Below are 23775 nucleotides of genomic sequence, written 5' to 3' on the forward strand. Positions count from 1 at the left end.
GCGGGATCCGAGTACGGACGGGAGACGTGCGGCGTGAGTCGGTACGGCGGCGACGCTCGGAAGATCGAGCGGCCCGGCACTGGACGGTCCGGCAGCGGGCGATCGGGCGGTGAGGCGCTCGGCAGTGAGGCGCCCGGCAGGGAGCGGCCGGGGTGCCCGGTCCAGCGGGCGGATGACGGCACCTGGCAGGTGAGCGGTCACGCGGCGGCCCGGGCCGTGTTGCGCAGCGAGGCCACCGTGCAGGCCGGGCTGGGGGTCGAGACGGTGGAGAAGCTGCCCGCCAAGGTCCGGCGGCCGGTGCTGTACCGGGACGGGCCGGAGCACCGCGAGGACCGGCGGCAGACGGCGCGGTTCTTCACGCCCCGCCGCGTCGACGAGCGGTATCGCGGGCTGATGGCGGAGGTCGCCGACCGGCAGCTGGCGAAGCTGCGGGCGGCGGGGGAGGCGCAGCTGTCCGAGCTGAGCTTCGGGATGGCGATCGAGGTGGCGAGCGCGATCATCGGGCTCACCTCCAGCCGGCCGGGCATCCGCGAGCGGCTGGAGCGCTTCTTCCCCGAGAAGTACGGCAAACCCGGCCTGACCAGCCTGCACGGCATCTACTGGACCATCCGCCAGAACGTCAACTGGCTGCGCGTCTACCTGGCCGACGTGCGCCCCGCCATCCGCGACCACCGCCGCGAGCCGCGCGACGACCTCATCTCGCACCTGCTGGACGACGGGTGCTCGTCGGCTGAGGTGCTGGGCGAGTGCCTGACGTTCGCGGCGGCCGGGATGGTGACCACACGGGAGTTCATCTGTGTGGCGGCGTGGCACCTGTTCACCGACGACGAGCTGAGGGCCCGGTACCGGGCGGCGGATGAGCCGGGGCGGCTGGCCGTCCTGCATGAGATCGTGCGGCTGGAGCCGGTGGTGAGCCGGCTGCGGCGGCGTACGACGGCCGCGATCGAGCTGCCCGGCGCCGACGGGCCCGTCACGGTGCCCGCAGGCGCGCTGGTCGAGGTGCTGGTGGACGCGGCCAACACCGACCCCGACGCCGTGGGCGAGGAGCCGCTGGCCGTGCGGCCCGGCCGGGCGCTGGGGGAGGGAGCGGGGGCGGCGGCGCTGGCGTTCGGTGACGGGCCGCACAAGTGCCCGGGGTCCGGGATCGCGATCCTTGAGACGGACGTCTTCCTGACCCGGCTCCTCGCCATGGAGGGGGTCAGGATGGCGGCGGCTCCCAGGGTGACCTTCAACAACGACATCGGGGGATACGAGATCCGGGGGCTAGTCGTCGCCGTCTCGTGAGCCTTCGTCACGGAGTGGCTCGTGGCCGGCGAGGTCGGCGGACTCGCAGGCCGCGAGCCGGCGGCGCAGGTGGGCGCGCTCGGGCTCCGTGCCCGCCCAGTCGAGGGCCTGGCGGTAGGCGTCGGCGGCGGCGCGGTGGCGGCCCAGCCTGTGCAGCAGGTCGCCGCGCGCCGTCGCGTACGGGTGGTAGCCGCGCAGCCGTGGCTCCCCGGCCAGCTCGTCGAGCAGCACCAGCCCGGCCTCCGCGCCGTCGCGCATGGCGACCGCCACGGCCCGGTTGAGCGCGATCACCGGGGACGGCGCGAGCGCGAGCAGCACGTCGTACAGTGCCACGATCTGCGGCCAGTCGGTGGTGGCCAGGCCGGCGGCCTCGTCGTGCAGGGCGGCGATGGCGGCCTGCACCCCGTACAGGCCGGGCGGGCCGCCGGTGAGCGCGACGACCACCAGGCCCTGGCCCTCCTCGATCATCGTGCGGTCCCACCGGGCCCGGTCCTGGTCGTCGAGCAGGACCAGCTCGCCGTCCGCGCCGATCCTGGCCGCGTGGCGGGCGTGCACGAGCAGCATCAGGGCCAGCAGCCCGGCGACCTCCCGCTCGCGGGGCAGCAGGCGGCGCAGGATGCGCGCCAGCCGGATGGCCTCCTCCGCCAGGTCCAGCCGCTGGAGGTCGGGGCCGGTGCTGGCGGCGTACCCCTCGGTGAAGATGGAGTAGATCACCTGGAGCACGCCGGGCAGCCGGCCGGGCAGCTCGTCGGCGCCCGGCACGCGGAACGGGATGCGCGCCTCGCGGATCTTCTTCTTGGCCCGGACGATGCGCTTGGCCATGGTGGCGGGCGGCAGGAGGAAGGCGCGCGCGACCTCCGGCGTGGTCAGCCCGGCCAGGCAGCGCAGCGTCAGCGCCACCCGGTCCTCGGCGGACAGGGCGGGGTGGGCGCAGGTGAAGAAGAGCTGCAGACGCTCGTCCGGCAGCTCGCCGCCGCCGCTGTCGGCGGGCGTGGCGGGGGCCGCGCGGTCGGCCTCCACCTGGAGGATGGCCAGGCGGGCGGCGTACGTGCGGTCGCGGCGCAACCGGTCGACGGCCCGGCGGCGGGCGGTGGTCATCAGCCAGGCGCCGGGGTTCGGTGGCACGCCGTCGGCCGGCCAGTGCACCAGTGCCGCCTCGATGGCCTCCGAGGCGACCTCCTCGGCCAGGTCCAGGTCGCCGAAGCGGCGCACCAGGGACGCCAGCAGCCGTCCCCGTTCCTCGCGGAAGACCGCCTCGATGGAGGGCCCCACCGAGGCCGCGTTACGCCCGTCCGCCGCCGTCACGATCCCACCGCCGCCGCGTCGCGCCCGCCTGCCGCCATCACCGCTCCCGTGCTCAGAACTCGGCGACCGGCCGGACCACGACGGAGCCGCCGCCCCGCGCGCCCGGGCAGCGGGCCGCCCAGTCGAGGGCGACGTCGAGGTCGGGCACGTCGATGACGTAGAAGCCGCCGAGCACCTCCCGCGTCTCGGCGAACGGCCCGTCGGTGACGGTGCGCTCGCCCGACGCGGAGACCTGGACGGTGGTGGCGGTGGTGAGGTCGGCGAGCGACTCGCCCGACACGTAGACGCCCGACTCCCTGACGGTCTTGTCGTAGGCCATCCACTCCTCGAACGAGGCCATCTCGGCGTCGGTCTCGGTGGCGGGGCTGTTGATCAGCAGCATGTACTTCATGACCGGTCTCCCTGTCGTCGTCGCGCGGCCGGAGTGCCGCGTCGCCATCTCCACGAACGGGACGACCACAGAAGGACACCCCCCGGGAATTTTCTCTCAGGATTTTTCACGAAGGCAGCCCGAGACCCAGGTCGGCCAGGAAACGGGCCAGCCCGACGCGCTTGCGGAACAGCTCGGCCAGCTCCGGCGTGACCGGCTCGTCCAGCCGTTCCACCGGGATCGCGGTGAACGCGCTGCGCAGCACGAGCGAGGTGACGTACCCGGCCGCCAGCCCCTCGGCCGACCGGCCCTCGTCGGCCAGGCCCAGCGCGTACGCCTCCTGGACGGTCCGGTGGACGGCGGGCAGCTCGCCCGGTTCGAGCAGGCCCTCGTGGGCCCGGCCGACGAGGAGCTGGCCCAGGTCGAAGCCGACGGGCACCGGCTCCTGCCATCCCCAGTCGATGGCCACGAACTCGTCCGGGCGGGCGGCCGGGACGAGCAGATTCTCCGGGCTGGCGTCGCCGTGCGCCATGGTGTGCGGCAGGGCGTCGAGAGCGTCCAGCATGCTCGGGACGCGGTGGGCGAGCGTGTCCAGGTCCATCCGCAGCAGCGGGTCGGCGTGCGGCGCGACCAGCGGATGGCGCCAGAGGGAGGGGTCGCGCAGCGCGGGGACGGCGGAGCCCATGACCCGGTTGACGACGTAGACGCGCAGCCCAGGCCCGGTGCCCGGCCCGTCCGCCGGGTACATGCCGGCCAGCCTGCCGAGGACGCGGGCCGCCGCCGCGTACCTGGTCAGGTCCCACCGCGCCGGGCCGCAGGTGCGTACGTCCTCCAGCCACAGGTCGATCCGGTCGTCGCCGAGATCGTCGAGCAGGTACAGGCGCGGCATGCGCAGCCCCGGCGGGAGCCGCCTGCCCGAGGCGTACACGTCGGCCTCGATCCGCCACGGGAAGACGGCGACGAAGCCGTCGCGGGCCGCCTCGGGGAGGAGGTGCAGGTGCGGCCAGTGGCGTACCGAATGGATGGACTTCACCACGAACGACCACGAACGGCCGCAGGTCGTCGTGCCCGAGACCCTGCGCAGGGAGCCGGTGGAGGGGGTGCCCGGCACGTGCGCGAGGGGTGCCACCCGGCAGGAGGCGACCTCGGCGTCGGGGCGGTCCAGGGCCTGCCGTACCAAGGGGGTGAGATCGGCGTGCGACATGTCCACACCGTGACGGTGGGGAGCGGGCGGCGTACAGAGCATGGGCTTACTCAAAAGGGCTGGCTTATCATCCCCTTGTGCGCGCGCCGTGGCCCTTCACGGGCCGGATGTCCGAGCTGGCCTCGGTCGCCGAGGCTCTCCTGGTGAAGGGGGCCGTGCTCGCGGGGCCGGCGGGGGTGGGCAAGAGCCGGCTGGCCGCCGAGGCCGTGCGCGAGGCGGAGGGCGTGGCGCTCGCCAGGGCTACGGTCGCCGCCTCCGGCATCCCGCTGGGGGCGATGGCACACCTGCTGCCGCCCGGTCCGCCTGAGCGGGATGTCTCGTCCAGGCTGCCTGAGCGCAACCTGCTGGGCTGGGCGGCCGAGGCCGTCGCGCGTGGGTGCCGGACGCTGCTGGTGGACGACGCGCACCTGCTGGACCCGGTCTCGGCCGCGCTGGTGCACCACCTGGCCGCCGGCGACCGGATCAAGGTGCTGGTCACGTTGCGGGCCGGTGAGCGGGCGCCCGACGCGGTGACCGCGTTGTGGAAGGACGGGCTGCTCCCGCGCCTGGACCTGGCGCCGCTGACGCCGGACGAGACGGCCGCGATCCTGGCCGGCGCGCTGGGCGGGCAGGTGGAGCCGGCGACGGCCAGCCGGCTGTGGCGGGTCAGTGACGGCAACGCCTTGTTCCTGCGTGAGCTCGTCCTGGCAGGGGAGGCGGCCGGCACGCTCGCCGAGCAGCACGGCGTCTGGCGCTGGCACGGCGAGATCCCGGTGACGACGCGGCTGCGCGAGCTGATCGAGAGCCGCCTGGGCGACATCGCCGCCGCCGAACGCGCCGCGCTGGAGCTCATCGCGTACGGCGAGCCGCTCCCGCTGGCCGCCCTGACCCCGCTCGCCCCCGAGGAGACCCTGCGCCGCCTGGAGGAACGCCAGCTCGCCGCCGTCACAGCCCCCGACCTGTCGGTACGCCTGGCGCACCCCCTCTACGGCGAGGCGATCCGCGCGGGCTGCGGCGCCCTGCGCACCCGCGAGGTGCTGCGCGGCCTGGCCGGGGCGCTCGAAGCGGCCGGCCCGCGCACGCCGGAGGACCTGCTGCGCATCGCGGTCTGGCGGCTGGACAGCGGCACCGCCGACGACCCGGCGCCGCTCGTCAGGGCCTGCCACATCGCGCGGACCGTCCGCGACCTGGAGCTGGCCGCCCGGCTGGGGAGAGCCGCGCTGGCGGCCGGCGGCGGGGTCGCGGCCGGGATCCCCCTGGCGACCGTGCTGAACTACGCCGACCGTTACGACGAGGCCCGCGAGGTGCTGGCCGGGCTGGCGGGCGAGCCGATGGACGATCAGCGGCTGGCCGAGTACCAGGCGGTGCGGGCGCTCAACCTGTTCTGGGGGTCCGGGCGGGAGGAGGAGGCCAGGGCGGCGCTGACGGCGGCGCGGGCGATGATGAGCGAGGTGGAGGCACGGCAGGGGGTGCTGACCGTCAGGTCCGCCATCGAGCACTCCACCGGCCGGTTCGCCGACGCCCGGGCCACGCTCGGCGAGATCCGGGCGATCGGGCCGATGAGCCTCCGGGTGGCGGCCGGAGTGGCGGGGGTGGAGGCGTTCCTGCTGCTCGGGCAGGGGCTCGGGCGGCGGGCCATGGCGGTGGCGGACGAGGCGCTCGCGATGATCGGCGAGGTGCCCGAGGGGCTGCCCTCGATCACGGCGGCCGTGGCCGAGGCGGGGGCGGGCGCGTCCGTGCTGGCCGGGGATCTGGCGGCGGCCGAGCGGTTCGCCGCGATCGGGTACCGCATCGGTGAGGACTACGCGGGGTGGGATCGGACGCTGGTCACGTCCGCGGCTCGGCGGGCGCAGGTGCTGCGGCTGCGCGGCCGGGTCACCGAGGCCGTCCGGGTGTGCAGGCAGGCGGTGGTGCGGCTGCGGGGGCGTACGTTGCAGGCCGGGATGTGCCTGGCGGAGCTGGTGCACGCGTACGCGCTGGCCGGTGACGTGCCGGCGATGCGGGGGGCGTTGCGGCTGGTCGATGAGCTGGTGTTGCCCGGCACGCATCAGACGGAGTTCGCCTTCCTGCTGGCCCGGCCGTGGACGCTGGCCGCGGAGGGCGATGTCAAGGGAGCGATCGAGGCGGCCCTGGATGCGGCGCGGGCGGCCCGGGGAGAGCGCACCGCGCCGGGCCGGGCGAGGGAGGAACAGGCGGAGGAGGAGCGGGCTGAGCAGGGCGGGGGAGGATGGGGCGCCGCGTCCGTGCATCCCGGGTATGAGCTGTTCGCGTTGCACGACGTCGTCCGGCTGGGGGCGGGGGAGCGGGTGGCGGACCGGCTGGGATGGCTGGCGCAGGTCGTGGACGGGGACCTCGCGCCCGTCCTGGCCCGGCACGCCCAAGCGAGCACCCCCGCGGAGCTGGAGGAGGCGTCGGCCGCGCTGGAGGAGCTCGGGCTGAGGCTGCACGCCGCCGAGGCCGCCGCGCAGGCCGCCGCCGGGTACCGGCGCGCCGGGCTGCGCCGGGCGCAGCGGGCGGCCGAGACGCGGGCCTGGGCGTTGGCGCGCCGGTGCGGCCCGGTGCGGACGCCGGCGCTGGTCGGACTGGCCGTTCCCGAGCTGACGGCCAGGCAGCGGCAGATCGCCCAGCTTGCCGCCTCCGGGCTGAGCAATCCGGACATCGCCGCGCGGCTCGTGCTCTCCCGCCGCACGGTGGCCAACACGCTCGTCCAGGTCTACGAGAGGACGGGGGTCAGCAGCCGTGCCGGGCTCGCGCGGCTGATGGATCTCTTCGACTGAGGGGCGGCGGGCTTTACGTGGTGAATTCGCCGTCAAAGCCGGGCGAAATATGCGGATATGTCATGGTTTGGGGGGATTGACGGGATTAGCGTGGGATGAAGGGGAGTGATGATCGGGGAGGAATCATGGCTGGGATTTCCGGATTCCACGAGGGTGGAGGCTGCGGGCGCCGCCGCTGGCGTCGTGGCCGCTGCCGTCGCCGCAGGCGCTGGTGGGGCGGCCCCTGGGGAGGCGGCTGGGACTGGTGGTGAGCCGGCTTTCTGGATGAGCCGGCGAGTGCACGAGGCCGTGAGTGCCGCAGCGGGCACTCGCGGTCAGAGGTCCAGCCGGCACAGGCCCTCGGCGAGAGCCTTGGTGGTCAGGCGGGTGCGGCTGTCGCAGCCCAGCTTGGCGAAGATGTGCTCCAGGTGCGTGGTGACCGTGCGCACGCTGAGCACCAGCGCCGCCGCGATCTGCGGATTGGAGTCGCCCGCCGCCACCCGGGTCAGCACGTCCACCTCCCGCCCCGTCAGCTCGTACGGCAGCACGCAGCGCCGCTCGGCCGCGACGGCGCCCTGCAGCGCCCCCTGGAACCCGACCGCGGCCCGCAGCAGCCGCACCTCGTGCCAGCGCCCGTCGGCGCCGAGCCAGAGCCCCTGCCTGCTCAGCTCCCGCGAGTCGATGAACGCCCGCGCGTACGCGGCCATCGCCGGGTCGTCCCACAGCGCGGCCGACACCTCGTGCCCCGGGACCTCGCGGCGGGTGCCGAGCCGGTCGTAGGCGACGGCGCGGAAGTCCGGCGGCAGGCCCACCGGGTCGATCACGCACCTGCTCAGGTCGGTCACGTGCGCGAGCAGCGGGCTGACCGCCGCGACCAGCGCCTCGGTGAGCTGCGGGAAGGAGGCCTTGGACGCCAGGTGCAGCAACCCCGTGTAACGGCCCCCGTCGAGGAACAGCGGCGCCGTCAGCCCGGCCCGCCAGCCGTAGGGGGCCAGGTGGCGGCGGAAGTACAGCTCGGTGCCCGGCTCCGGCATGGGGACCGGCGCGCGGGTGGTCATGGCCCTTCGGTACGCCTCCAGCCCGGTGTACTCCTCGGCCGCGTCGCTGTCGATGCGCGGATGGCCGTCGGCGACCACGCTGCGGTGCCGCCCGGTGGCCGGGTCGTAGGCGACGAACTCGTAGGCGTCGAGCGCGACCACGCGGCGCAGCGCCGCCATCGCCCCGTGCGCGCCCCCGGTGCCCGCCACCTGGTAGCCGACCTCGGCGAACGCCTGGAGATGGCGCACGTCCACGGTGATCTGGGCCACGCTGTCTTTATATCATTTGCCGAAGTTTTACCCGGGTGCCGCCGGGGCCCGCGGTGCTATGGTCGTAGCCATGCAGCGCGCTTTCGTCACGACGACGCCGGACACCGTCCCGGCGCGCTGACTCCATGCTTCCCGGGCGAACGCCCGGGAGCTGGTCGTTCGCCCTTTCCCATGGGAGAGGTCAACCATGAACGACCACCGCAGGCTCGGCCGTGAGCTGGGCATCTTCGACACCGACCCGCTGATCGGCGCCGGCCTGCCCTACTGGCTGCCCGCCGGGGCGGCCGTGCGCAAGGCCGTCGAGGACTACGTGCACGAGCTCGAGCGCCGCAACGGCTACCAGCACGTCAACTCGCCCGTGCTGGGCAAACGCGAGCTGTACGAACGGTCGGGCCACTGGGCGCACTACGCCGAGGACATGTTCCCGCCGATGCCGGTGGGCGGGGAGGAGTTCGTGCTGCGGCCCAGCCTGTGCCCGCACCACGCGCTCATCTACCGCTCCCGGCAGCGCAGCCACCGCGAGCTGCCGCTGCGCGTCGCCGAGCTGGGCGGCATGTACCGCTCGGAGCTGTCGGGCGTGCTGGGCGGGCTGACCAGGGTGCGGGCCATCCAGCTCAACGACGGCCACGTGTTCTGCGCGCCGGAGCAGGCCGCCGCCGAGGTGTCGGCCGCGCTCGACCTGATCGAGGCGGCGCATGAGCGGCTCGGCATCCGGGCCGCCCGCTACCGGCTGTCGCTGCGCGGCGAGGGCGCGAAGTTCGTGGACGACCCCGCCATGTGGCGGCGCTCGGAGTCGGTGCTGCGGGACGTGCTCAAGCACCGCGGCCGCCCGTACGACGAGGAGCACGGCGAGGGCGCCTTCTACGGCCCGAAGATCGACATCCAGATCGCCGATCCGGCGGGCCGCGAGTCGACCCTGTCCACCGTCCAGGTCGACTACTTCCAGCCCGAGCGCTTCGACCTGCGCTACGTGGGCGGCGAGCGGCCCGTGATGGTGCACCGCAGCGTGGTCGGCGGCATCGAGCGCCTGGTCGCCCACCTTGTCGAGGTGCACGGCGGCGCCTTCCCCGCCTGGATGGCGCCCGTGCAGGCGGTGGTGCTGCCGCTGTCGGACGCCGAGCTGCCGGCCGCCGAGGAGCTGCTGCGCCGCTGCGTGGTGGCCGGGCTGCGGGCCGAGCTGGCGCCCGCCGACCGGGGCAGCCTCGGGGCCAGGATCAGGGCGCACCGGCTGGTGCCGTACCAGCTCGTGGTGGGGCCCCGCGAGGTGGCGAGCGGGCGGGCGGCGGTGCGGCTGCGCGACGGGAGCCAGGCGGGCGAGGTGCCGATCGAGCAGTTGGCCGCACAATCGCGACCGTTCGGCTGACGCGCGGAGATCAAATGGATAACAGAGGCTTCCCTGATCACGTCAACGGCTCGTAAAGTCCCTGCAAAAGCCGTGGTCGGGGAGGCAGAACTTGACCGAGCTGAGCGATCGTGAGTCCGAGCTGATCTCCGCTCACGAACAGGAACGTCCGGCACGAGAGCTGGGCGGGCCGCTCAAACTCGGCGTGTGGATCGTGGCCGGGCTGCTGTCGGCGTACTCGCTGGTCGTGGTGTTCCGGCCGGTCGAGGCGATCGAGCACCGGATGACGTTCCTGGCGGTGGCGCTGCCGCTGGTCTTCCTGTGCTACCGCTCCGGGCTGGCGCCGTACGCGCGGCGCCTGCTGCGGCGGCCGGCGCCCGTCGTCGCCGAGGGGCCGCGGGTGGAGTGGCCGAGCGCGGCCGACTGGCTGCTGGCGGCGGCGTCGCTGGCGGTGCTGCTCTACCCGCTGCTCGACATCGACGCCTTCCGCGACCGCGGCTCGGGCGCCGCGCTGACGGATGTGGACATCGTGGCGGGCCTGGTGCTGACGGTGCTGCTGCTGGAGGCGGTACGACGGACCGTCGGCTGGTCCTTTGCCGTTATTTGCATCATTTTCCTGATTTATACGTATTACGGCGCATATTTGCCGATTGACTGGACCATCGGCCATATCGGATTCGATCTCGGTCAGATCATTTCGCAGCTCTACACCGGCACAGAGGGTTTCTTCGGCGTGCCGATGCAGGTGGCGGCCAGCTACATCATCCTGTTCACCATCTACGGCGCGGTGCTCGACTACTCGGGCGCCAGCAAGTTCTTCATCGACCTGAGCTTCGCCGCCTTCCGCAAGTCCCGCGCCGCCCCGGGCCGCACCGTCACCACCGCCGGCTTCCTGCTCGGCACCGTGTCGGGCTCCGGCGTGGCCACCACCGTCAGCCTGGGCAGCGTCGCCTGGCCGGTGCTGCGGCGGGCCGGCTACCCCAAGGAGCCCGCGGGCGGCATCCTGGCCGCCGGCGGCATCGGCGCCATCCTGTCGCCGCCCACGCTGGGCGCGGCGGCGTTCATCATCGCCGAGTACCTCGGCATCGGCTACCTCCAGGTGCTGCTGTACGCGACGATCCCCACGCTCCTGTACTACCTCGGCATCTTCCTGGCCATCGAGATCGACTCGCGCCGCTTCGGCACCCACGCCGTGCAGGTGGACGCGCCCGGCGTCGGCCGGCTGCTGTTGCGCTTCGGCTACCACTTCAGCTCGCTGATCCTCATCGTCGTGCTGATGGCGCTGGACCGGTCGGCGTTCCAGTCGGTGGTGATCGCCACGGTGGTCGCGTTCCTGCTGTCGTTCCTCGACCCCCAGCACCGGATGGGGCCCAAGCGGATCGGCCAGGCGCTGGCCAAGGGCGCACTGGGGGTGCTGCCGGTGACCGCGGTCTGCGCGGCGGCGGGCATCATCGTCGGCGCGATCACGCTGACCGGCCTCGGCCAGAACCTGGCCGACATCATCGTGGACCTCGGCGCGGGCAACCTGATCATCACCACGGTCATGGCGGCGATCGCGGTGCTGCTGCTCGGTCTGGCCGTGCCGGTGACGGCCAGCTTCATCATCGCGGCCGTGATCATCGGGCCGGCGCTCTTCGACCTCGGCGTCAGCCAGTCCGAGGCGTACATGTTCGTCTTCTACTACGCGGTGCTGTCGGAGGTGAGCCCGCCCACGGCACTGTCCGCGGTCGCGGCCGCAGCCATCACGGGCGGCAACACGTACAGGACCATGATGATGACCTGGCGTTACACGTTGCCGGCGTTCCTCGTGCCGTTCGCCTTCGTGCTGACGCCCAACGGGCAGGCGCTGCTCGGGCAGGGGCCGTTCGGCACCGTGGTGCTGATGACCGCGGTCTCGGCCGTCGCGGTGGCCGCCCTGGCCGTGGCCACGGGCGGGCTGGCCGCCTGGCCCGAGCGCCTGCTGTCGGCGGTGGCGGCGGTGCTGCTGCTGTTCCTGGAGCCCGTCCCCATCGTCGCGGGCCTGGCCGTGCTGGCCGTGGCCGCCGCCGTCCACCTCATCAGAAGCAGGAGAAGGGACCCCTCGTGAAGCGCATTCTCACGATCGTCGCCGCGGCCGTCCTGGCCGCGGCGGGCTGCGGCGGCGGTGGCGCGGGCGGCGGCTCGGGCAACCGGCTGTCGATCGCCACGGGCGGCACCACGGGCGTCTACTACGTCTACGGCGGCGGCCTGGCCCAGCAGCTCTCCGCCAACGTCGCCAACACCCGCGCCACGGCGTCGGTCACCTCGGCCTCCGTGGAGAACATCAAGCTGCTGGCCTCCGGCAAGGCGCACATCGGGTTCTCCCAGGCCGACACGGCCGCCGACGCGGTCAACGGCAAGGACACCTTCACCGCCAAGCAGCCGGTCAAGGCCATCGCCCGCATCTACGACAACTACACGCACGTGGTCATCGCCCCCGGCGTCGAGGCCACCAAGCTCGCCGACCTGAAGGGCAAGCGGGTCTCGCTCGGCCCCGCCAACTCCGGCACCCAGGTCGTGGCCAGGCGCATGCTGGAGGCGGCCGGGCTGAACCCGGACACCGACATCACCAAGCAGCAGCTGTCGATCAACGAGTCGGTGGCGGCGGTCAAGGACGACACGATCGACGCGTTCTTCTGGGTCGGCGGCCTGCCCACCTCCGGCATCACCGACCTGGCCACCAGCAAGCCCGACATGAAGATGCTCGACACCAGCGACGTGCTGGCGAAGATGCAGTCCACGTACGGCCAGCAGTACGTCTCCCTCGACGTGGACATGAACGCCGTCTACAAGCTGCCCGGCACGCTCAAGACCGTCGGCATCGCCAACGTGCTGCTGGTGCCTGACTCGATGAACGAGCAGCTCGCCTACGACATCACCAAGACCCTGTTCGAGAAGAAGGACGAGCTGGCCAAGGTGCACCCCGAGGCCAAGAAGCTCGACCCGGCGCTGGGCCGGCAGGTGACCCCGGTCGAGCTGCACCCGGGCGCCGCGCGTTACTACAAGGAGAAGGGCTGATCCGCCTGCTCCTGGCACTCGCGGCGGTGACGGCGCTCGGCACCGGCGACGGAGCCGGGCGCCTCACCGCCAACGGCCTGCCCGTGACGGGCGGCTTCGCCGTCGGGTACGTGCATTCGATCTACCGCGCCCCCTCCGCCGAGGTGTTCACCGTGGCAGGCCGGCGCTTCACCATGCGGGCCGTGGTGTCGGTCAACGAGGGCGTGCTGGACTACTACGCGCTGGAGGGCGAGCGGGTGCGCCTGCCGGGCGGCCTGTGGCTGCTGCGCCTGGCCGAGCCCGCCACGTACGAGGAGCTGTCGCTGCTCACCACCGCCATCGGGCGCAGGACGATCATCTCGGGCGGGCGCTGCCTGCCCCTCTACCCGGCCACGGGCGCCGGCGAGGTGCGGCTGTCGCTCACGCTCACCCGGCGGGTCAGAAGCCTGCCCTGCCCCGCCACGTTCGCGCCGCTACAACCAGTCCTTCTTCTTGAACACCGCGTACAGGCCCGCTGAGGCCAGCGCCACGAGCACCGAGGACGTCCAGAACCCCAGGGGCTCCCCCGATCCCGGATAGGGCACGTTCTGCCCGTAGAAGCCGGTGATCGCGGTGGGCACGGCGATGATCGCGGCCCAGCTCGTGACCCGCTTCATGATCTCGTTCAGCCGGAAGCCCTGCTGGGACAGGCGGGTCTCGCGGACGTTGGCGAGCATGTCGCGGATGGACTCGACCCACTCGGTGACCCGCAGGACGTGGTCGTAGACGTCCTCGTAGTACGGCTTCATCACGGGGTCGGCGATGAGATCCTGGTCGCGGCGCAGCAGGGTGCCGATCACCTCGCGCATCGGGAAGGTGAGCCTGCGCAGCTTGGTGGTGGCCTTGCGCAGCAGGTACATGGAGTGCTGCAGCTCCCTGTTGTCCGTCACCCCCTGCACGAACAGCCTCTCCTCCATCGCCTCCACCCGCCCGTCGAGCTCCTGCACGAGGTCGAAGTGCTGGTCCACGACGTAGTCGAGCAGGCCGTGCAGCAGGAACGTCACGCCGTGGCAGGCCATGCGGGAGGCGGAGTCCCAGCGCCTGACCACCGCGCCGATGTCGAAGCGGTCGTTCTCGCGCACGGTGACCAGGGCGTTGCCGGTGACGAAGACGTCCACCTCGACGGGGACGATCCGGCCGGCCTGGAAGGACAGCCCGTACACGGTGATGAACAGATGGTTGTCGTAGACGTCCGCCTTCGGCCGCTGGTGGTCGGTCAGGACGTCCTCGACCGCCAGCTCGTGCAGCCCCAGCTCCTCGCCGATCACCGAGAGCTGGGCGGGCGTGGGGGAGCACAGGTCGAACCAGACCACGTTGTCCGGGTCCGCCACGTGGTCGGAGACCTCCTCGATCGGGAAGCCTTCCTTCTCCAGGACGCCGTTCCTGTACAGCCGCGTGTGCACTAGCCGAGTGTGGCAAACAGGCTCGCGTTGCGCACGGCCGCCCCTCCGGGGTCGTTGTTGAAGTAGACGTAGGCGTCCTCCCAGCCGGCCTCGCGGATCCGGCCGGCCCACGTGTGCAGCGCGGTGCGGCCGTACTCCCAGCCCGACCGGCCCTGGTGCAGCCGCACGTAGCCCCAGCCGGCCGTCCTCCAGAGCGGTGTCACCGGCCGGCCCAGCCGGTCGGCCCAGCACAGGGCGGCCGAGCGGGCGGTCAGGAGCTGCCGCACCTCCTCCGTCCACCAGGAGTCGTGGCGCGGCTCCACGGCCACCCGCACCCCCTCGGGGAAGCAGGCCAGGCACCGGTCCAGCCTGGCCGGATCGGCCTTCAGCGTCGGCGGGAGCTGCAGCAGGATCGGGCCCAGCTTCTCCTTCAGCCCGGCCGCGGCGCCCATCAGGCGCGCGACCGGCTCCTCCGGCTCCTCCAGCCGCTTGATGTGCGTCAGGAACCTGCTCGCCTTCACGGCCATCACGAACTCGGGCGGCGTACGGTCGTGCCAGGCGCGGAACGACTCCGGGCTCGGCAGCCGGTAGAAGGCGTTGTTGCTCTCCACGGTGGCGAACTCGGCCGCGTACGTCTCCAGCCACAGCCGCTGCGGCACGCCCTCCGGGTAGAGCACCCCGCGCCAGTCCTTGTACTGCCACCCCGACGTGCCCACCAGCCATGTCATGGCATCTGGCCTACCCTGTGGTGCCGCGTGCAGTACAACTGTCCTAGTTCGTCGGCCGAGGAGGACCTTTCACGCAATGGGCGCCAACCACGCGCACGGCACCGCCGTCCCCAGCTCGCGGCGCACGGTGGTGGCTGGCCTGGCCGTCCTGGTGCCGCTGGCCATCGTCACGCTGGCCGCCCTGGTCTGGCTCTGGCCGGACGGCGGGCAGGAGGCCGCCCCGGCGCAGTCCGGCGTGCAACGGCTGGACGGCACGGTCGTCAGCGTCACGCTCAAGACCTGCCCGGCCGCCCTGGAGGGCTCGCCCCAGCCCGACCCGGCCACCTGCGGCAACGCCGTCGTCAAGGTGAGCGAGGGGCCCGAGGCCGGCCAGGACGTCGAGCTCCGCCTGCCCAGCGGGCCGGGGGCGCAGCACTTCGCGGCCGACGACGACGTGATCCTGCTGCGCGCGGCCGACGGCACGTACCAGATCTCCGACCACGACCGGTCGATGCCGCTGTGGCTGTTCGGGGCGGCGTTCGCGCTGGCGGTGATCGCCTTCGGGCGGTGGCGCGGGGTGACGGCGCTGGTGGGGCTGGCGGTCACGTTCGTGCTGCTGCTGACGTTCGTCATCCCCGGCATCCTGGACGGGCGGCCGCCCATGCTGGTGGCCATCGTGGGCGCGTCCGCGATCATGCTGGCGGTGCTCTACCTCACCCACGGCTTCTCGCTGTCCACCTCCGTGGCCGTGCTCGGGACGCTGGCCAGCCTGGCGCTGACCGGGGTGCTGTCGTACCTGGCGCTGGGGTTCGCCCGGCTCAACGGGGTCACCGACGACAGCGCGCTGGCCCTGGACATGAGCCTGTCCATCGACACCCAGGGGTTGCTGCTGGCCAGCATCATCATCGGCGCGCTGGGGGTGCTCGACGACGTCACGGTCACGCAGGCGGTGACGGTGGCCGAACTGGCCCACGCCAACCCCTCGTACGGCTTCGCCCGCCTCTACCGGGCCGCCGGGCGGATCGGGCGGGCGCACATCGCCTCGGTGATCAACACGATCATCCTGGCGTACGCGGGGGCGTCGCTGCCGCTGCTGCTGCTGTTCAGCATCGGGGACCAGCCGCTGGGGGAGGTGATGTCGACGCCGGTCATCGCGCAGGAGATCGTCCGCAGCGTCGTCGGCACGCTGGGGCTCATCGCGGCCGTTCCCATCACGACGGCGCTGGCAGCGCTGACGGCGTCCCGGCGGGTGGCGCAGGAGCCCGCGCGGGGTGAGGAAGCGGGTGACGGGGAGCGCGACGGGTTCTTCTCGCGGCGGCGGCGGGCCGGTCACGACGAGCACGACGACGACTTCTTCTCGGCGCGGCCGGACCATGACGACTTCTTCTCGCCGCACGCCGAGCGCGACGGCTCCCCGCAGCCCGAGCGCGCCGGCTTCTTCTCCCCGCAGCCCGAGCGCGACGAGTCCGTCTTTCCGCCGCCTCCGCCTCCTCCGCACGCCGCTCCGGCCGGTCATCGCGCGGGCGGTGACTTCTTCACGCCGCAGCCCCGCCTCGACGCGCCCCCGCGCGCGGAGCCGTCCCCGGCTCCGTCCCCCGACCGCCCGGCCCGCCATCGTCGCCGCCGCACGGGCCCCTGACGCACCGGCTCAGGACAGACCCCGCTTGTCGGGTACGGGTGCCATGATCGCGTAGTCTTTCCTGACATGACGGCCGACCTGGTAGCCAAGCGGGTGACGGATGTGCTGGCACCACAGGTGCTGGTGATTCTCATGCCTCCGCTGGTGGGCCTCCTGGCCCAGGGCTGGCGTGGCGCCGTGTGGGGCCTGGTGGCGTCGTTGTTCTGCGGCGGGGTGCCGGCGGCGGTGATCGCGGTGGGGGTGCGGTCGGGCAGGCTCGACTCCCACCACATCGTGGACCGGGCCCGCCGCACCGGCCCGTTGCTGGCGGCGGTGGCGGCCGTGCTGGTGGCGCTGGGGCTGCTGGTCGTGATGGGCGCGCCGACGCTGCTCGTCGCCACCGTGACGGCGATGCTGGTGGCGCTGGCCGTGACCGTGCCGATCACGTTGCGCTGGAAGATCTCCTTCCACGCGGCGGTCTCCGCCGGCACGGTCGTGGTGCTCGCCCACGTCCTGCCCCCGTGGCCGACCGCGCTCGCCGGGGCCGCCGTCGTGGCGCTGGTGTGCTGGGCCAGGGTACGGCTCACGCACCACACCTGGCCGCAGGTCGTGGCAGGGGCGGTGGTCGGCACGCTGACGACGTGGGCGACTTTGACCGCGTTCGGCGTGGGCTGACCGCACCGGCCCTGTCAGCCCCGGGCGGCGGCCCGGAGCGGCGGCCCGGAATAGCGGCGCCGCCGGTGGGGTTGCCGCGAACATGGATGCCAAGAACCGCGGCCGGGTGCGCGTCGAGCAGACGGCCAAGCGTGTGCGGACCTACCTGGGCGGCCGGGTGGTGGCCGACACCACCTCCGCCCTGCTGGTGTGGGAAGTCCCGTACTACCCCACCTACTACTTCCCGCCGGCCGACGTGGACGGATCCGCGCTGAAGGCCACGGGAGCCACCAGGCACTCCCCGAGCAGGGGCGACGCGGTCGTCTACACCGTCACCTCGGGCACCGCCGAGGCCGTGGACGCGGCGCTGGCCTACCCGGACTCGCCGCTGGAGCAGGTCCGGGGGTACGTGCGCTTCGAGTGGGACGCCATGGACGCCTGGTTCGAGGAGGACGAGGAGGTCTTCTTCCACCCGCGCGACCCGTACACCAGGGTGGACATCCTGGCGAGCTCGCGGCACGTGCGGATCGAGGTGGACGGCGTGACGGTGGCCGACTCCCGCAACCCGCGCATCCTCTTCGAGACCGGCCTGCCCGCCAGGTACTACCTGCCGAAGACCGATGTGCGCCTCGACCTGCTGGAGCACACCGACACCGCCACGCACTGCCCCTACAAGGGGACGGCGGAGTACTGGGCGGTCAACGGCAAGAAGGACCTGGCCTGGTCGTACCGGACGCCGCTGCCCGAGAGCGCGAAGATCGCGGGGCTGATCGCGTTCTACGACGAGAAGCTCGACGTCTACCTGGACGGCGAGCTGCAGGAGCGGCCGAAGAGCAAGTTCGCCTGACCGGTCAGGAGGCCGGGGCCCAGCGGGGGTCGCGGCCGAGGTAGCGCAGGAGGGCGGTGACGTCGTCGTCGCCGGGCAGCGGCTCCAGCGCCGGCGCGTAGGCGCCCCAGGCGCGCAGCGGCTCGACGATCTGCCTGGCCACCACCAGCATGGGCCGGGCCAGCTCCGGGGTGAGCGGCGACGGGCCGCCGCAGGCCATCGCGATGTCCCAGGCGTGCACGCCCGCGTCCAGCGCGCACGCCGCCACGCCGGACTCCGGCGTCATCTTGTGCGGCGGCACCGGCGTCGCCACCTCGGTGGCCTCCCGGTCCACCGCCGCCCACGCCGAGGCGGAGCGCCGCAGCGCCTCCTCCAGGAACGCCCCGGGGTCCCCGTCGATGACGCCCGACGGGTCGAACGGGTCGAAGGCGGGGCCCGGCTCGCCGGTGAGGGCGGCGGCGAAGCCGACCTGGTCACCCGCGGCGTGCTGCAGCACGTGGGCGACACTCCAGCCGGCGCACGGGGTGGGCCGGCTCCAGCCGTCGGCCGGCACGCCGCTCACCGCCCGGCGCAGGGCCTCGTGCGAGGCGTCGAGCACGTCCCAGCCGCTGATGATGATGCTGCCGCTCATGAGTGAGCCCCTTTCGGTTCGGTGGGACCACTCTATCAGAACGGAATGCTTTGTTCCACTAATTGCGCCGGCTTTTCCACCCCACGCCGCCGCCCCGCGTCCTGCGAGGTCGGCGGCGTGCTGGGCGGTCAGCGGCAGGCAGGACCTGGCGTGGCCGTGCTGAGGCCGCTGCCCGGGAGGGAGAAGCTCGCCGGGGCCGAGCGGTCACACGCGTCGTCGGGCCGTCACACGCCGGCGCGGACCGCTTCCAGGATCACGGCGGCGACCTCCTTCGGCCGTGAGACCGCGACGGCGTGCGAGGCGCCGTCGAGCTCGACCGTCCGCGCCCCCGCCCGCTCGGCCCCGAACCGCTCGACCTCCGGGTTGATCGCCTGGTCGGCGCCCGCGACGACGGCCCAGGAGGGCTTCGACCGCCAGGCGGCGGCCGACGCGGTCTCGGCGAAGGCGCCGGCCGCGAGCGGGCGCTGCGTCACCGCCAGGACGCGGGTCGCCTCGGCGGGCAGGTCCGCGGCGAAGATCTGGGGGAACGCCTCGGGCAGGATCGTCACCTCGACCGCGGGCTCGCCGCCCTCGACCGGGTAGGTCGCCTGCCGCAGCGAGGAGACCAGCGGCGAGGCGGGGAACCTGCCCTGCAGCTCGCCCAGGCTCTCGCCCTGCTCCAGCGCGTAGGCGGCGACGTAGACGAGGCCCGTGACGTTCGGGGCGACGCCGGCCACGGTGATGACGGCGCCGCCGTAGGAGTGGCCGACGAGGACGACGGGGCCCTCGATCTGGGCGGCCACCGACTCGATGTAGGCGGCGTCGGCGGCCAGGCCGCGCAGCGGGTTCGGCGGGGCGACGACGGGCACGCCGTGCTGCTGCAGCTCGGCGATGACGCCGGACCAGCTCGCGGCGTCGGCGAACGCGCCGTGCACGAGGACGACGGTCGGGGTGGTGGTGCTGCCGGTCATGGAGGTGCTCCTCATGAGTGGGGACGGCCGCATGGTGGGGCGGCCGTGCTGACATCGGGTATCAAACCGGGCGGGCGCGGCGGGCACGAGGCGGAAGGACCGGCAGTCGCCACTTCTGCCTGTGGTTCTGCCTCGTGCGGGACTCGGGCGGTTGCTTGGATGGCAGTGCACCGAAAAGCACTTTTTGTCGTATTTGGAGTGACATATGAGCAAGCCCGTCCTGGAGCCGGCCGCGCAGGCCTTCGCCGACGCCACCGCGCAGCCGCCGTACCTCTTCCAGCTCCCGCCGGACGAGGGCCGCAAGGCCGTGGACGAGGCCCAGTCGGGGCCCGTCGACCTGCTCCCCGTGGACGAGGAGTGGGTGACCGTCGCGGGCGGCCCGACCGGTGAGGTCAGGGCGCGCATCGTCCGCCCGGCGGGCCTGGCGGGGGACCTGCCCGTCATCATCTACATCCACGGCGCGGGCTGGGTGTTCGGCAACGCCCACACCCACGACCGCCTGGTGCGCGAGCTGGCCGTCGGCGCCGGCGCCGCCGTGGTCTTCCCCGAGTACGACCGCTCGCCCGAGCACCGCTACCCGGTCGCCATCGAGCAGAACTGGACCGTCGCCCGCTGGGTCGTCACCGAGGGCGCGGGCAAGGGCCTGGACCCGTCGCGGATCGCGGTGGCCGGCGACTCCGTCGGGGGCAACATGAGCGCCGCGCTGACCCTGATGGCCAAGGAACGCGGCGGGCTGGAGCTGCGGCAGCAGGTGCTGTTCTACCCGGTGACGGACGCCGCCTTCGACACCGGCTCCTACCAGGAGTTCGCCGAGGGCTACTTCCTGCGGCGCGACGGGATGCGGTGGTTCTGGGACCAGTACACCACCGACGAGGCGCAGCGGGCCGAGATCACCGCCTCCCCGCTGCGCGCCACCGGCGAGCAGCTCGCCGGGCTGCCGCCGGCGCTGGTCATCACCGCTGAGGCGGATGTGCTGCGGGACGAGGGCGAGGCGTACGCGGGCAAGCTGCGGGCGGCCGGCGTTCCGGTGGTCGCCGTGCGGTTCCAGGGGGTCATTCACGACTTCGTGATGCTGAACGCGTTGCGTGAGACGCATGGGGCGGGGGCTGCGATCGAGCTGGCCGCCGGGACCCTGCGCAAGGTGCTCGCGGCCGGCTGACCCTGATCCGCGTTCGGGAGGACGAGCTCATGCCCCGCCATCCGGAGCCACCCGCCCTTGTCCAGGCTGGGGTGTCCAGCACTGACCGGGCCGATGCGCAGGCCGAGCGGGTCAACGCCGCGGGTCGCGTCCCGGTCGTGTTCCTGCACGGCCTGTGGTTGCTGCCGGCGAGCTGGGAGCGCTGGGCGGCGGTGTTCGGCGAGGCGGGGTTCGAGGCGGTGTTCCCGGGTTGGCCCGAGGACCCGCCACCTGTCCCCTGGACGGTGGGGCAGGTGGCCGGGCACGTCGCGGCCCTGATCGGCCGCCTGGAGCGCAGGCCCGTCGTCGTCGGCCACTCCTTCGGCGGCCTGCTCGCCCAGATCCTCGCCGGGAACGGCCTGGCCGCCGCCACCGTCGCCATCGGCCCCGCCCCCGGGTGCGGCGTCCTGCCGCTGCCGGTCTCCCCGCTGCACGCCACCGCCCGTCCCGGCGACGCCGGTTGGGCCGTGCCGCTCACCTACGACCAGTTCCGGCACTCCTTCGCCAATGCCGTCGGCGAGGAGGAGGCCAGGTGGCTGCACGAGCGGTTCGCCGTCCCCGCGCCCGGCGTGCCGCAGCCGCGGGCGGCGGCCCTCGACCCGTGGAACGACCTTCAGGTGGACACCACCGCCCCCGCCCGGGGGCCGCTGCTGATGATCTCGGGGGAGCTGGACCGCACCGCGCCCTGGGCGCTCACCCGCGCCGCCTTTGAGCGGCAGTCCCGCAACGCGCACCACCGCACCGAGATCGCCGAGATCCCCGGACGCGGCCACTCGCTCATCGTGGACAGCGGCTGGCGCGAGGTGTGCGGCACGGCCCTGACCTTCATCGAGCGGTTCGTGTGCCCGTGATCGCCTCGTCGAGCTGCTTGCGCGCCCGCGCGGCCCGGACCCCGTCACCCGCGCTCTCGTACAGCTCCACGGCCTCCTGGAACGCCGCTCGCGCCTCCTCCACCCGGTCGAGCCGTGCCAGTGCCTTGCCCAGGCCGATCAGAGACAGCGCCATCGACCGGCCGATCGGGCGGGTGCGCAGCCGTTCCAGCGCCCGGGTGTAGTGGTCGGCGGCCTCCTGCCAGCGGCCGAGGGCGAGGTAGTCGGCGCCCGCGCCGTCCAGCGCGGAGCCGAGCGCCTGCGTGATCAGCTCCTGGTCGCCGCCGAAGGCGGGGTCGCCGAGGAGGGCGACCATGTGCAGGTTGTGCTCCAGGGACTCCTCGACGCGGCCGAGCCGGTGCAGGCAGCTCGCGACGCTGAGCGCGGCATGGGCGTAGCCTTCGGCGTCCCCCGACTCCAGCAGGTACGCCGCCGCCCGCCGGGCGTAGCCCAGCGCCGTCTCCTTGTGCGCGGGATCGTCCGAGCCCCACAGGGCCCAGGTGGCGTAGGTGAGCGACCAGCCCTGCTGGCGCACGTCGCCCGCCTTCTCCGCCAGGCTCAGCGCGCGCAGCGCGGTCGCCTCGGCCTCCTCGAACCGGGCCAGACAGTACGTCTGCGCCCACGACAGGTAGTTCAGGTGCACCGCCTCCAGCGCGGGCTCACCCAGGGCGTGGGCGCCGGCCGAGGACAGCTCGAACACCTCCGGCCAGTGCCCCCAGTGCATCCACAGGTCCGAGAACCAGTGCATGGCCTCGGCGACCTCCACCACGCGGGCGTGCTCCCCCCGGCGGGCCGCCTGGCGCAGCGCGGCCAGCCAGGCCTGGTCCTCCAGCCGCAGCCAGTCCTCGGCCGCCTGCCTGCTGCCCAGCTCCACCAGCGAGCTCCAGCCGGGCGGGGGCGCGCCGTAGCCGGGCTCGAACCAGCGCCCGGCCACCGTCGCGACCTCCAGCAACCAGTCGTCCATCCGCCGCCGCGCCTCCCGGTGCGCCTCGATGGGCTCCTCCTCGGCCAGGCGGGCGCGGGCGAAGAGCCGTACGAGATCGTGGAAGCGGTAGCGGCCCGCGTGCGGGGACTGCAGGAGACCGAGGTCCACCAGCTCCTCCAGCGCGTCCTCGGCGGTGAAGGGGTCCAGCTCGGCCAGGACCGCCGTCAGCGGCACCCCGAAGCCGGGACCGGCGGCCAGCGCGAGGCGGCGGAAGCTCCGCCGGGCCTGCGGGGAGAGCTGCTGGTACGACAGCGCGAAGGCGGTGGCGACCGACAGGTCCCCGGCGGCCAGGGACTCCACGCGCCGGCCCTCGTCACCGAGCCGGGCCGCGAGCTGGCCCGGTGTCCAGGCGGGCCGGCTCTGCAAGCGGTTGCCCGCGATGCGCAGGGCCAGCGGCAGGTTGCCGCACAGCCGCGCCACCTGGGCGAGCCCGTCCGGGTCGGCCGCGGCGCGCCGGTCGCCGACGATCGCGCGCAGCAGCGTGGCCGACTCGGCCGCGGCCAGGTGGGCCAGCGGGATCTGGTGCACCCCCTCCAGACCGGCCAGCGGGCGGCGGCTGGTGACGATCGTCATGCCCGGTCCCTCGGCGGGCAGCAGCGGGCGCACCTGGGCCTCGTTCGCCGCGTTGTCCAGGATGATCAGGCAGCGCCGCTCACGCAGCATGGCCCGGTACTGGCCGGCGCGCTCCTCCTCGTCGGCCGGGATGCGCCGGTCCGGCATGCCGAGCGCCTTCAGCAGCACGGCCAGGGCCGCCGCCGGAGGCACCGGGACCGCGTCCATGCCACGCAGGTCGAGGTAGAGGCGGCCGTCGGGGAACGCGGAGGCCAGGCGGCCGGCGGCCTGCACCGCCAGCGCCGTCTTCCCGATCCCCGCAGCACCACAGACCGCCGCCACCACCGCCGCCCCACGCCCGGCCAGGGCCACGCCCCCGCCCGCGTCCACAACCATGGCGGGGCCCGCGCTTGTGTCGGCGCCCGCGCCCCCGCCCGCGGCCGCGCCTGCCTGGACGGCGAGCCGGTCCAGGAGGAGCAGTTCGCGGGCGCGTCCGGTGAAGTCGCCGACGCCGCGCGGAAGCTCGCACGCCCCGGCCACCGGCGCCGCGACGGGCCGGGGACGGCCCGCGCGGGAGGCCTCCGACAGCGCCGCGCGCTGCTCGTCGCCGAGCCGCAGCGCGTCGGCCAGCGCCTCGACGGTACGCCGCTGCGGCCCCCGGCTCGCGCCGCGCTCCATGTCACCGATCGCCCGTACGCTCACGCCCGACGCGTGGGACAGCTCCTCGATCGTCAGCTTCGCGGCGTGCCGCAGGCTCCGAAGCAACGTGCCGAACGATTCGCCCAACCGTCCCCCTCGCGATCACCCTGCGCTAAACCCGGCA

20 protein-coding genes are annotated in these 23775 nt (G+C 73.6%); 11 read left to right on the forward strand and 9 right to left on the reverse strand.

Annotated elements, in window-relative coordinates; all coding sequences use genetic code 11:
* The first annotated feature begins 33 nt into the window (after positions 1 to 33).
* Positions 34 to 1284, forward strand: a complete 1251-nt coding sequence (locus tag LCN96_RS19580; protein WP_225274287.1) for a cytochrome P450 — start codon at positions 34 to 36, stop codon at positions 1282 to 1284.
* Here the strand turns inward: LCN96_RS19580 and LCN96_RS19585 are convergent.
* The 3 genes from LCN96_RS19585 to LCN96_RS19595 all read right to left on the reverse strand — a co-directional run bounded on the left by LCN96_RS19585 (position 1264) and on the right by LCN96_RS19595 (position 4163).
* Positions 1264 to 2589, reverse strand: a complete 1326-nt coding sequence (locus LCN96_RS19585; protein ID WP_225274288.1) for an RNA polymerase sigma factor — start codon at positions 2587 to 2589, stop codon at positions 1264 to 1266. The two genes, LCN96_RS19580 and LCN96_RS19585, sit on opposite strands and share 21 nt — an antisense overlap.
* 52 nt (positions 2590 to 2641) lie before the next feature.
* Positions 2642 to 2980 (reverse strand): YciI family protein, encoded by a 339-nt coding sequence (locus tag LCN96_RS19590; protein ID WP_225274289.1) that lies wholly within the window; start codon positions 2978 to 2980, stop codon positions 2642 to 2644.
* Positions 2981 to 3086: 106 nt separating this feature from the next.
* The gene (locus LCN96_RS19595; RefSeq protein ID WP_225274290.1) at positions 3087 to 4163 is read right to left on the reverse strand and encodes a phosphotransferase; all 1077 of its coding nucleotides are present in this window, start codon (positions 4161 to 4163) and stop codon (positions 3087 to 3089) included.
* 77 nt (positions 4164 to 4240) lie between these two features.
* On the opposite strand from LCN96_RS19595, the gene LCN96_RS19600 reads away from it, so the two are divergent.
* The gene (locus LCN96_RS19600; protein ID WP_225274291.1) at positions 4241 to 6919 is read left to right on the forward strand and encodes a helix-turn-helix transcriptional regulator; all 2679 of its coding nucleotides are present in this window, start codon (positions 4241 to 4243) and stop codon (positions 6917 to 6919) included.
* 314 nt (positions 6920 to 7233) lie between these two features.
* Here LCN96_RS19600 and LCN96_RS19605 read toward each other — a convergent pair whose 3' ends face one another.
* Positions 7234 to 8205, reverse strand: coding sequence for a helix-turn-helix transcriptional regulator (locus tag LCN96_RS19605; protein WP_225274292.1), 972 nt, complete (start codon positions 8203 to 8205; stop codon positions 7234 to 7236).
* A 187-nt stretch (positions 8206 to 8392) separates the two neighbouring features.
* Here LCN96_RS19605 and thrS point away from each other — a divergent pair, with 187 nt between their 5' ends.
* The 4 genes from thrS (at position 8393) to LCN96_RS19625 (ending at position 13080) form a co-directional block, all read left to right on the forward strand.
* On the forward strand, positions 8393 to 9568 hold the full coding sequence (gene thrS / locus LCN96_RS19610; RefSeq protein ID WP_225274293.1) for a threonine--tRNA ligase: 1176 nt from the start codon (positions 8393 to 8395) through the stop codon (positions 9566 to 9568).
* Between the two features lie 91 nt (positions 9569 to 9659).
* Entirely contained in the window at positions 9660 to 11633 is a 1974-nt protein-coding gene (locus LCN96_RS19615; RefSeq protein WP_225274294.1) for a TRAP transporter permease, read from the forward strand.
* Complete coding sequence (locus LCN96_RS19620; protein ID WP_225274295.1) at positions 11630 to 12583, forward strand: TAXI family TRAP transporter solute-binding subunit; 954 nt, start codon at positions 11630 to 11632, stop codon at positions 12581 to 12583. Before LCN96_RS19615 ends, LCN96_RS19620 begins: the two co-directional genes overlap by 4 nt.
* Before the next feature lie 26 nt (positions 12584 to 12609).
* On the forward strand, positions 12610 to 13080 hold the full coding sequence (locus tag LCN96_RS19625) for a DUF1850 domain-containing protein (RefSeq protein ID WP_225274296.1): 471 nt from the start codon (positions 12610 to 12612) through the stop codon (positions 13078 to 13080).
* On the opposite strand, the gene LCN96_RS19630 is transcribed toward LCN96_RS19625, so the two are convergent.
* Together LCN96_RS19630 and LCN96_RS19635 are read right to left on the reverse strand one after the other, a co-directional pair.
* Entirely contained in the window at positions 13036 to 14004 is a 969-nt protein-coding gene (locus LCN96_RS19630; RefSeq protein ID WP_225274297.1) for a magnesium transporter CorA family protein, read from the reverse strand. The genes LCN96_RS19625 and LCN96_RS19630 overlap by 45 nt on opposite strands.
* On the reverse strand, positions 14004 to 14711 hold the full coding sequence (locus tag LCN96_RS19635; protein ID WP_225274298.1) for a DUF72 domain-containing protein: 708 nt from the start codon (positions 14709 to 14711) through the stop codon (positions 14004 to 14006). The genes LCN96_RS19630 and LCN96_RS19635 overlap by 1 nt, the downstream gene beginning before the upstream one ends.
* A gap of 76 nt (positions 14712 to 14787) precedes the next feature.
* Between LCN96_RS19635 and LCN96_RS19640 the strand changes: the two genes are divergently transcribed.
* The 3 genes from LCN96_RS19640 (at position 14788) to LCN96_RS19650 (ending at position 17809) form a co-directional block, all read left to right on the forward strand.
* Positions 14788 to 16329 carry a YibE/F family protein gene (locus LCN96_RS19640; RefSeq protein WP_225274299.1) on the forward strand — a complete coding sequence of 514 codons (1542 nt, stop codon included), beginning with the start codon at positions 14788 to 14790 and terminating at the stop codon, positions 16327 to 16329.
* A gap of 66 nt (positions 16330 to 16395) precedes the next feature.
* Positions 16396 to 16983, forward strand: a complete 588-nt coding sequence (locus LCN96_RS19645) for a phosphatase PAP2 family protein (RefSeq protein ID WP_225274300.1) — start codon at positions 16396 to 16398, stop codon at positions 16981 to 16983.
* 82 nt (positions 16984 to 17065) lie between these two features.
* Positions 17066 to 17809, forward strand: coding sequence for a DUF427 domain-containing protein (locus LCN96_RS19650; RefSeq protein ID WP_225274301.1), 744 nt, complete (start codon positions 17066 to 17068; stop codon positions 17807 to 17809).
* A gap of 4 nt (positions 17810 to 17813) precedes the next feature.
* On the opposite strand, the gene LCN96_RS19655 is transcribed toward LCN96_RS19650, so the two are convergent.
* Both LCN96_RS19655 and LCN96_RS19660 read right to left on the reverse strand, forming a co-directional pair.
* The gene (locus tag LCN96_RS19655) at positions 17814 to 18419 is read right to left on the reverse strand and encodes a TIGR03086 family metal-binding protein (RefSeq protein ID WP_225274302.1); all 606 of its coding nucleotides are present in this window, start codon (positions 18417 to 18419) and stop codon (positions 17814 to 17816) included.
* 224 nt (positions 18420 to 18643) lie between these two features.
* Positions 18644 to 19369, reverse strand: coding sequence for an alpha/beta fold hydrolase (locus tag LCN96_RS19660; RefSeq protein ID WP_225274303.1), 726 nt, complete (start codon positions 19367 to 19369; stop codon positions 18644 to 18646).
* 205 nt (positions 19370 to 19574) lie between these two features.
* On the opposite strand from LCN96_RS19660, the gene LCN96_RS19665 reads away from it, so the two are divergent.
* Together LCN96_RS19665 and LCN96_RS19670 are read left to right on the forward strand one after the other, a co-directional pair.
* Positions 19575 to 20528 carry an alpha/beta hydrolase gene (locus tag LCN96_RS19665; RefSeq protein ID WP_225274304.1) on the forward strand — a complete coding sequence of 318 codons (954 nt, stop codon included), beginning with the start codon at positions 19575 to 19577 and terminating at the stop codon, positions 20526 to 20528.
* A gap of 71 nt (positions 20529 to 20599) precedes the next feature.
* Positions 20600 to 21397, forward strand: coding sequence for an alpha/beta hydrolase (locus tag LCN96_RS19670; RefSeq protein WP_225274305.1), 798 nt, complete (start codon positions 20600 to 20602; stop codon positions 21395 to 21397).
* On the opposite strand, the gene LCN96_RS19675 is transcribed toward LCN96_RS19670, so the two are convergent.
* Positions 21372 to 23738, reverse strand: coding sequence for an ATP-binding protein (locus LCN96_RS19675; protein WP_225274306.1), 2367 nt, complete (start codon positions 23736 to 23738; stop codon positions 21372 to 21374). The two genes, LCN96_RS19670 and LCN96_RS19675, sit on opposite strands and share 26 nt — an antisense overlap.
* Positions 23739 to 23775 lie beyond the last annotated feature (37 nt).

The organism is Nonomuraea gerenzanensis, assembly GCF_020215645.1.
Lineage (GTDB): Bacteria > Actinomycetota > Actinomycetes > Streptosporangiales > Streptosporangiaceae > Nonomuraea > Nonomuraea gerenzanensis.

Coding starts and splice junctions, on each gene's coding strand:
- LCN96_RS19650 (WP_225274301.1), top strand. CDS start 17,066: ATGGATGCCAAGAACCGCGGCCGGGTGCGCGTCGAGCAGACGGCCAAG.
- LCN96_RS19660 (WP_225274303.1), bottom strand. CDS start 19,369: ATGACCGGCAGCACCACCACCCCGACCGTCGTCCTCGTGCACGGCGCG.
- LCN96_RS19645 (WP_225274300.1), top strand. CDS start 16,396: ATGACGGCCGACCTGGTAGCCAAGCGGGTGACGGATGTGCTGGCACCA.
- LCN96_RS19655 (WP_225274302.1), bottom strand. CDS start 18,419: ATGAGCGGCAGCATCATCATCAGCGGCTGGGACGTGCTCGACGCCTCG.
- LCN96_RS19635 (WP_225274298.1), bottom strand. CDS start 14,711: ATGACATGGCTGGTGGGCACGTCGGGGTGGCAGTACAAGGACTGGCGC.
- LCN96_RS19590 (WP_225274289.1), bottom strand. CDS start 2,980: ATGAAGTACATGCTGCTGATCAACAGCCCCGCCACCGAGACCGACGCC.
- LCN96_RS19595 (WP_225274290.1), bottom strand. CDS start 4,163: ATGTCGCACGCCGATCTCACCCCCTTGGTACGGCAGGCCCTGGACCGC.
- thrS (WP_225274293.1), top strand. CDS start 8,393: ATGAACGACCACCGCAGGCTCGGCCGTGAGCTGGGCATCTTCGACACC.
- LCN96_RS19640 (WP_225274299.1), top strand. CDS start 14,788: ATGGGCGCCAACCACGCGCACGGCACCGCCGTCCCCAGCTCGCGGCGC.
- LCN96_RS19665 (WP_225274304.1), top strand. CDS start 19,575: ATGAGCAAGCCCGTCCTGGAGCCGGCCGCGCAGGCCTTCGCCGACGCC.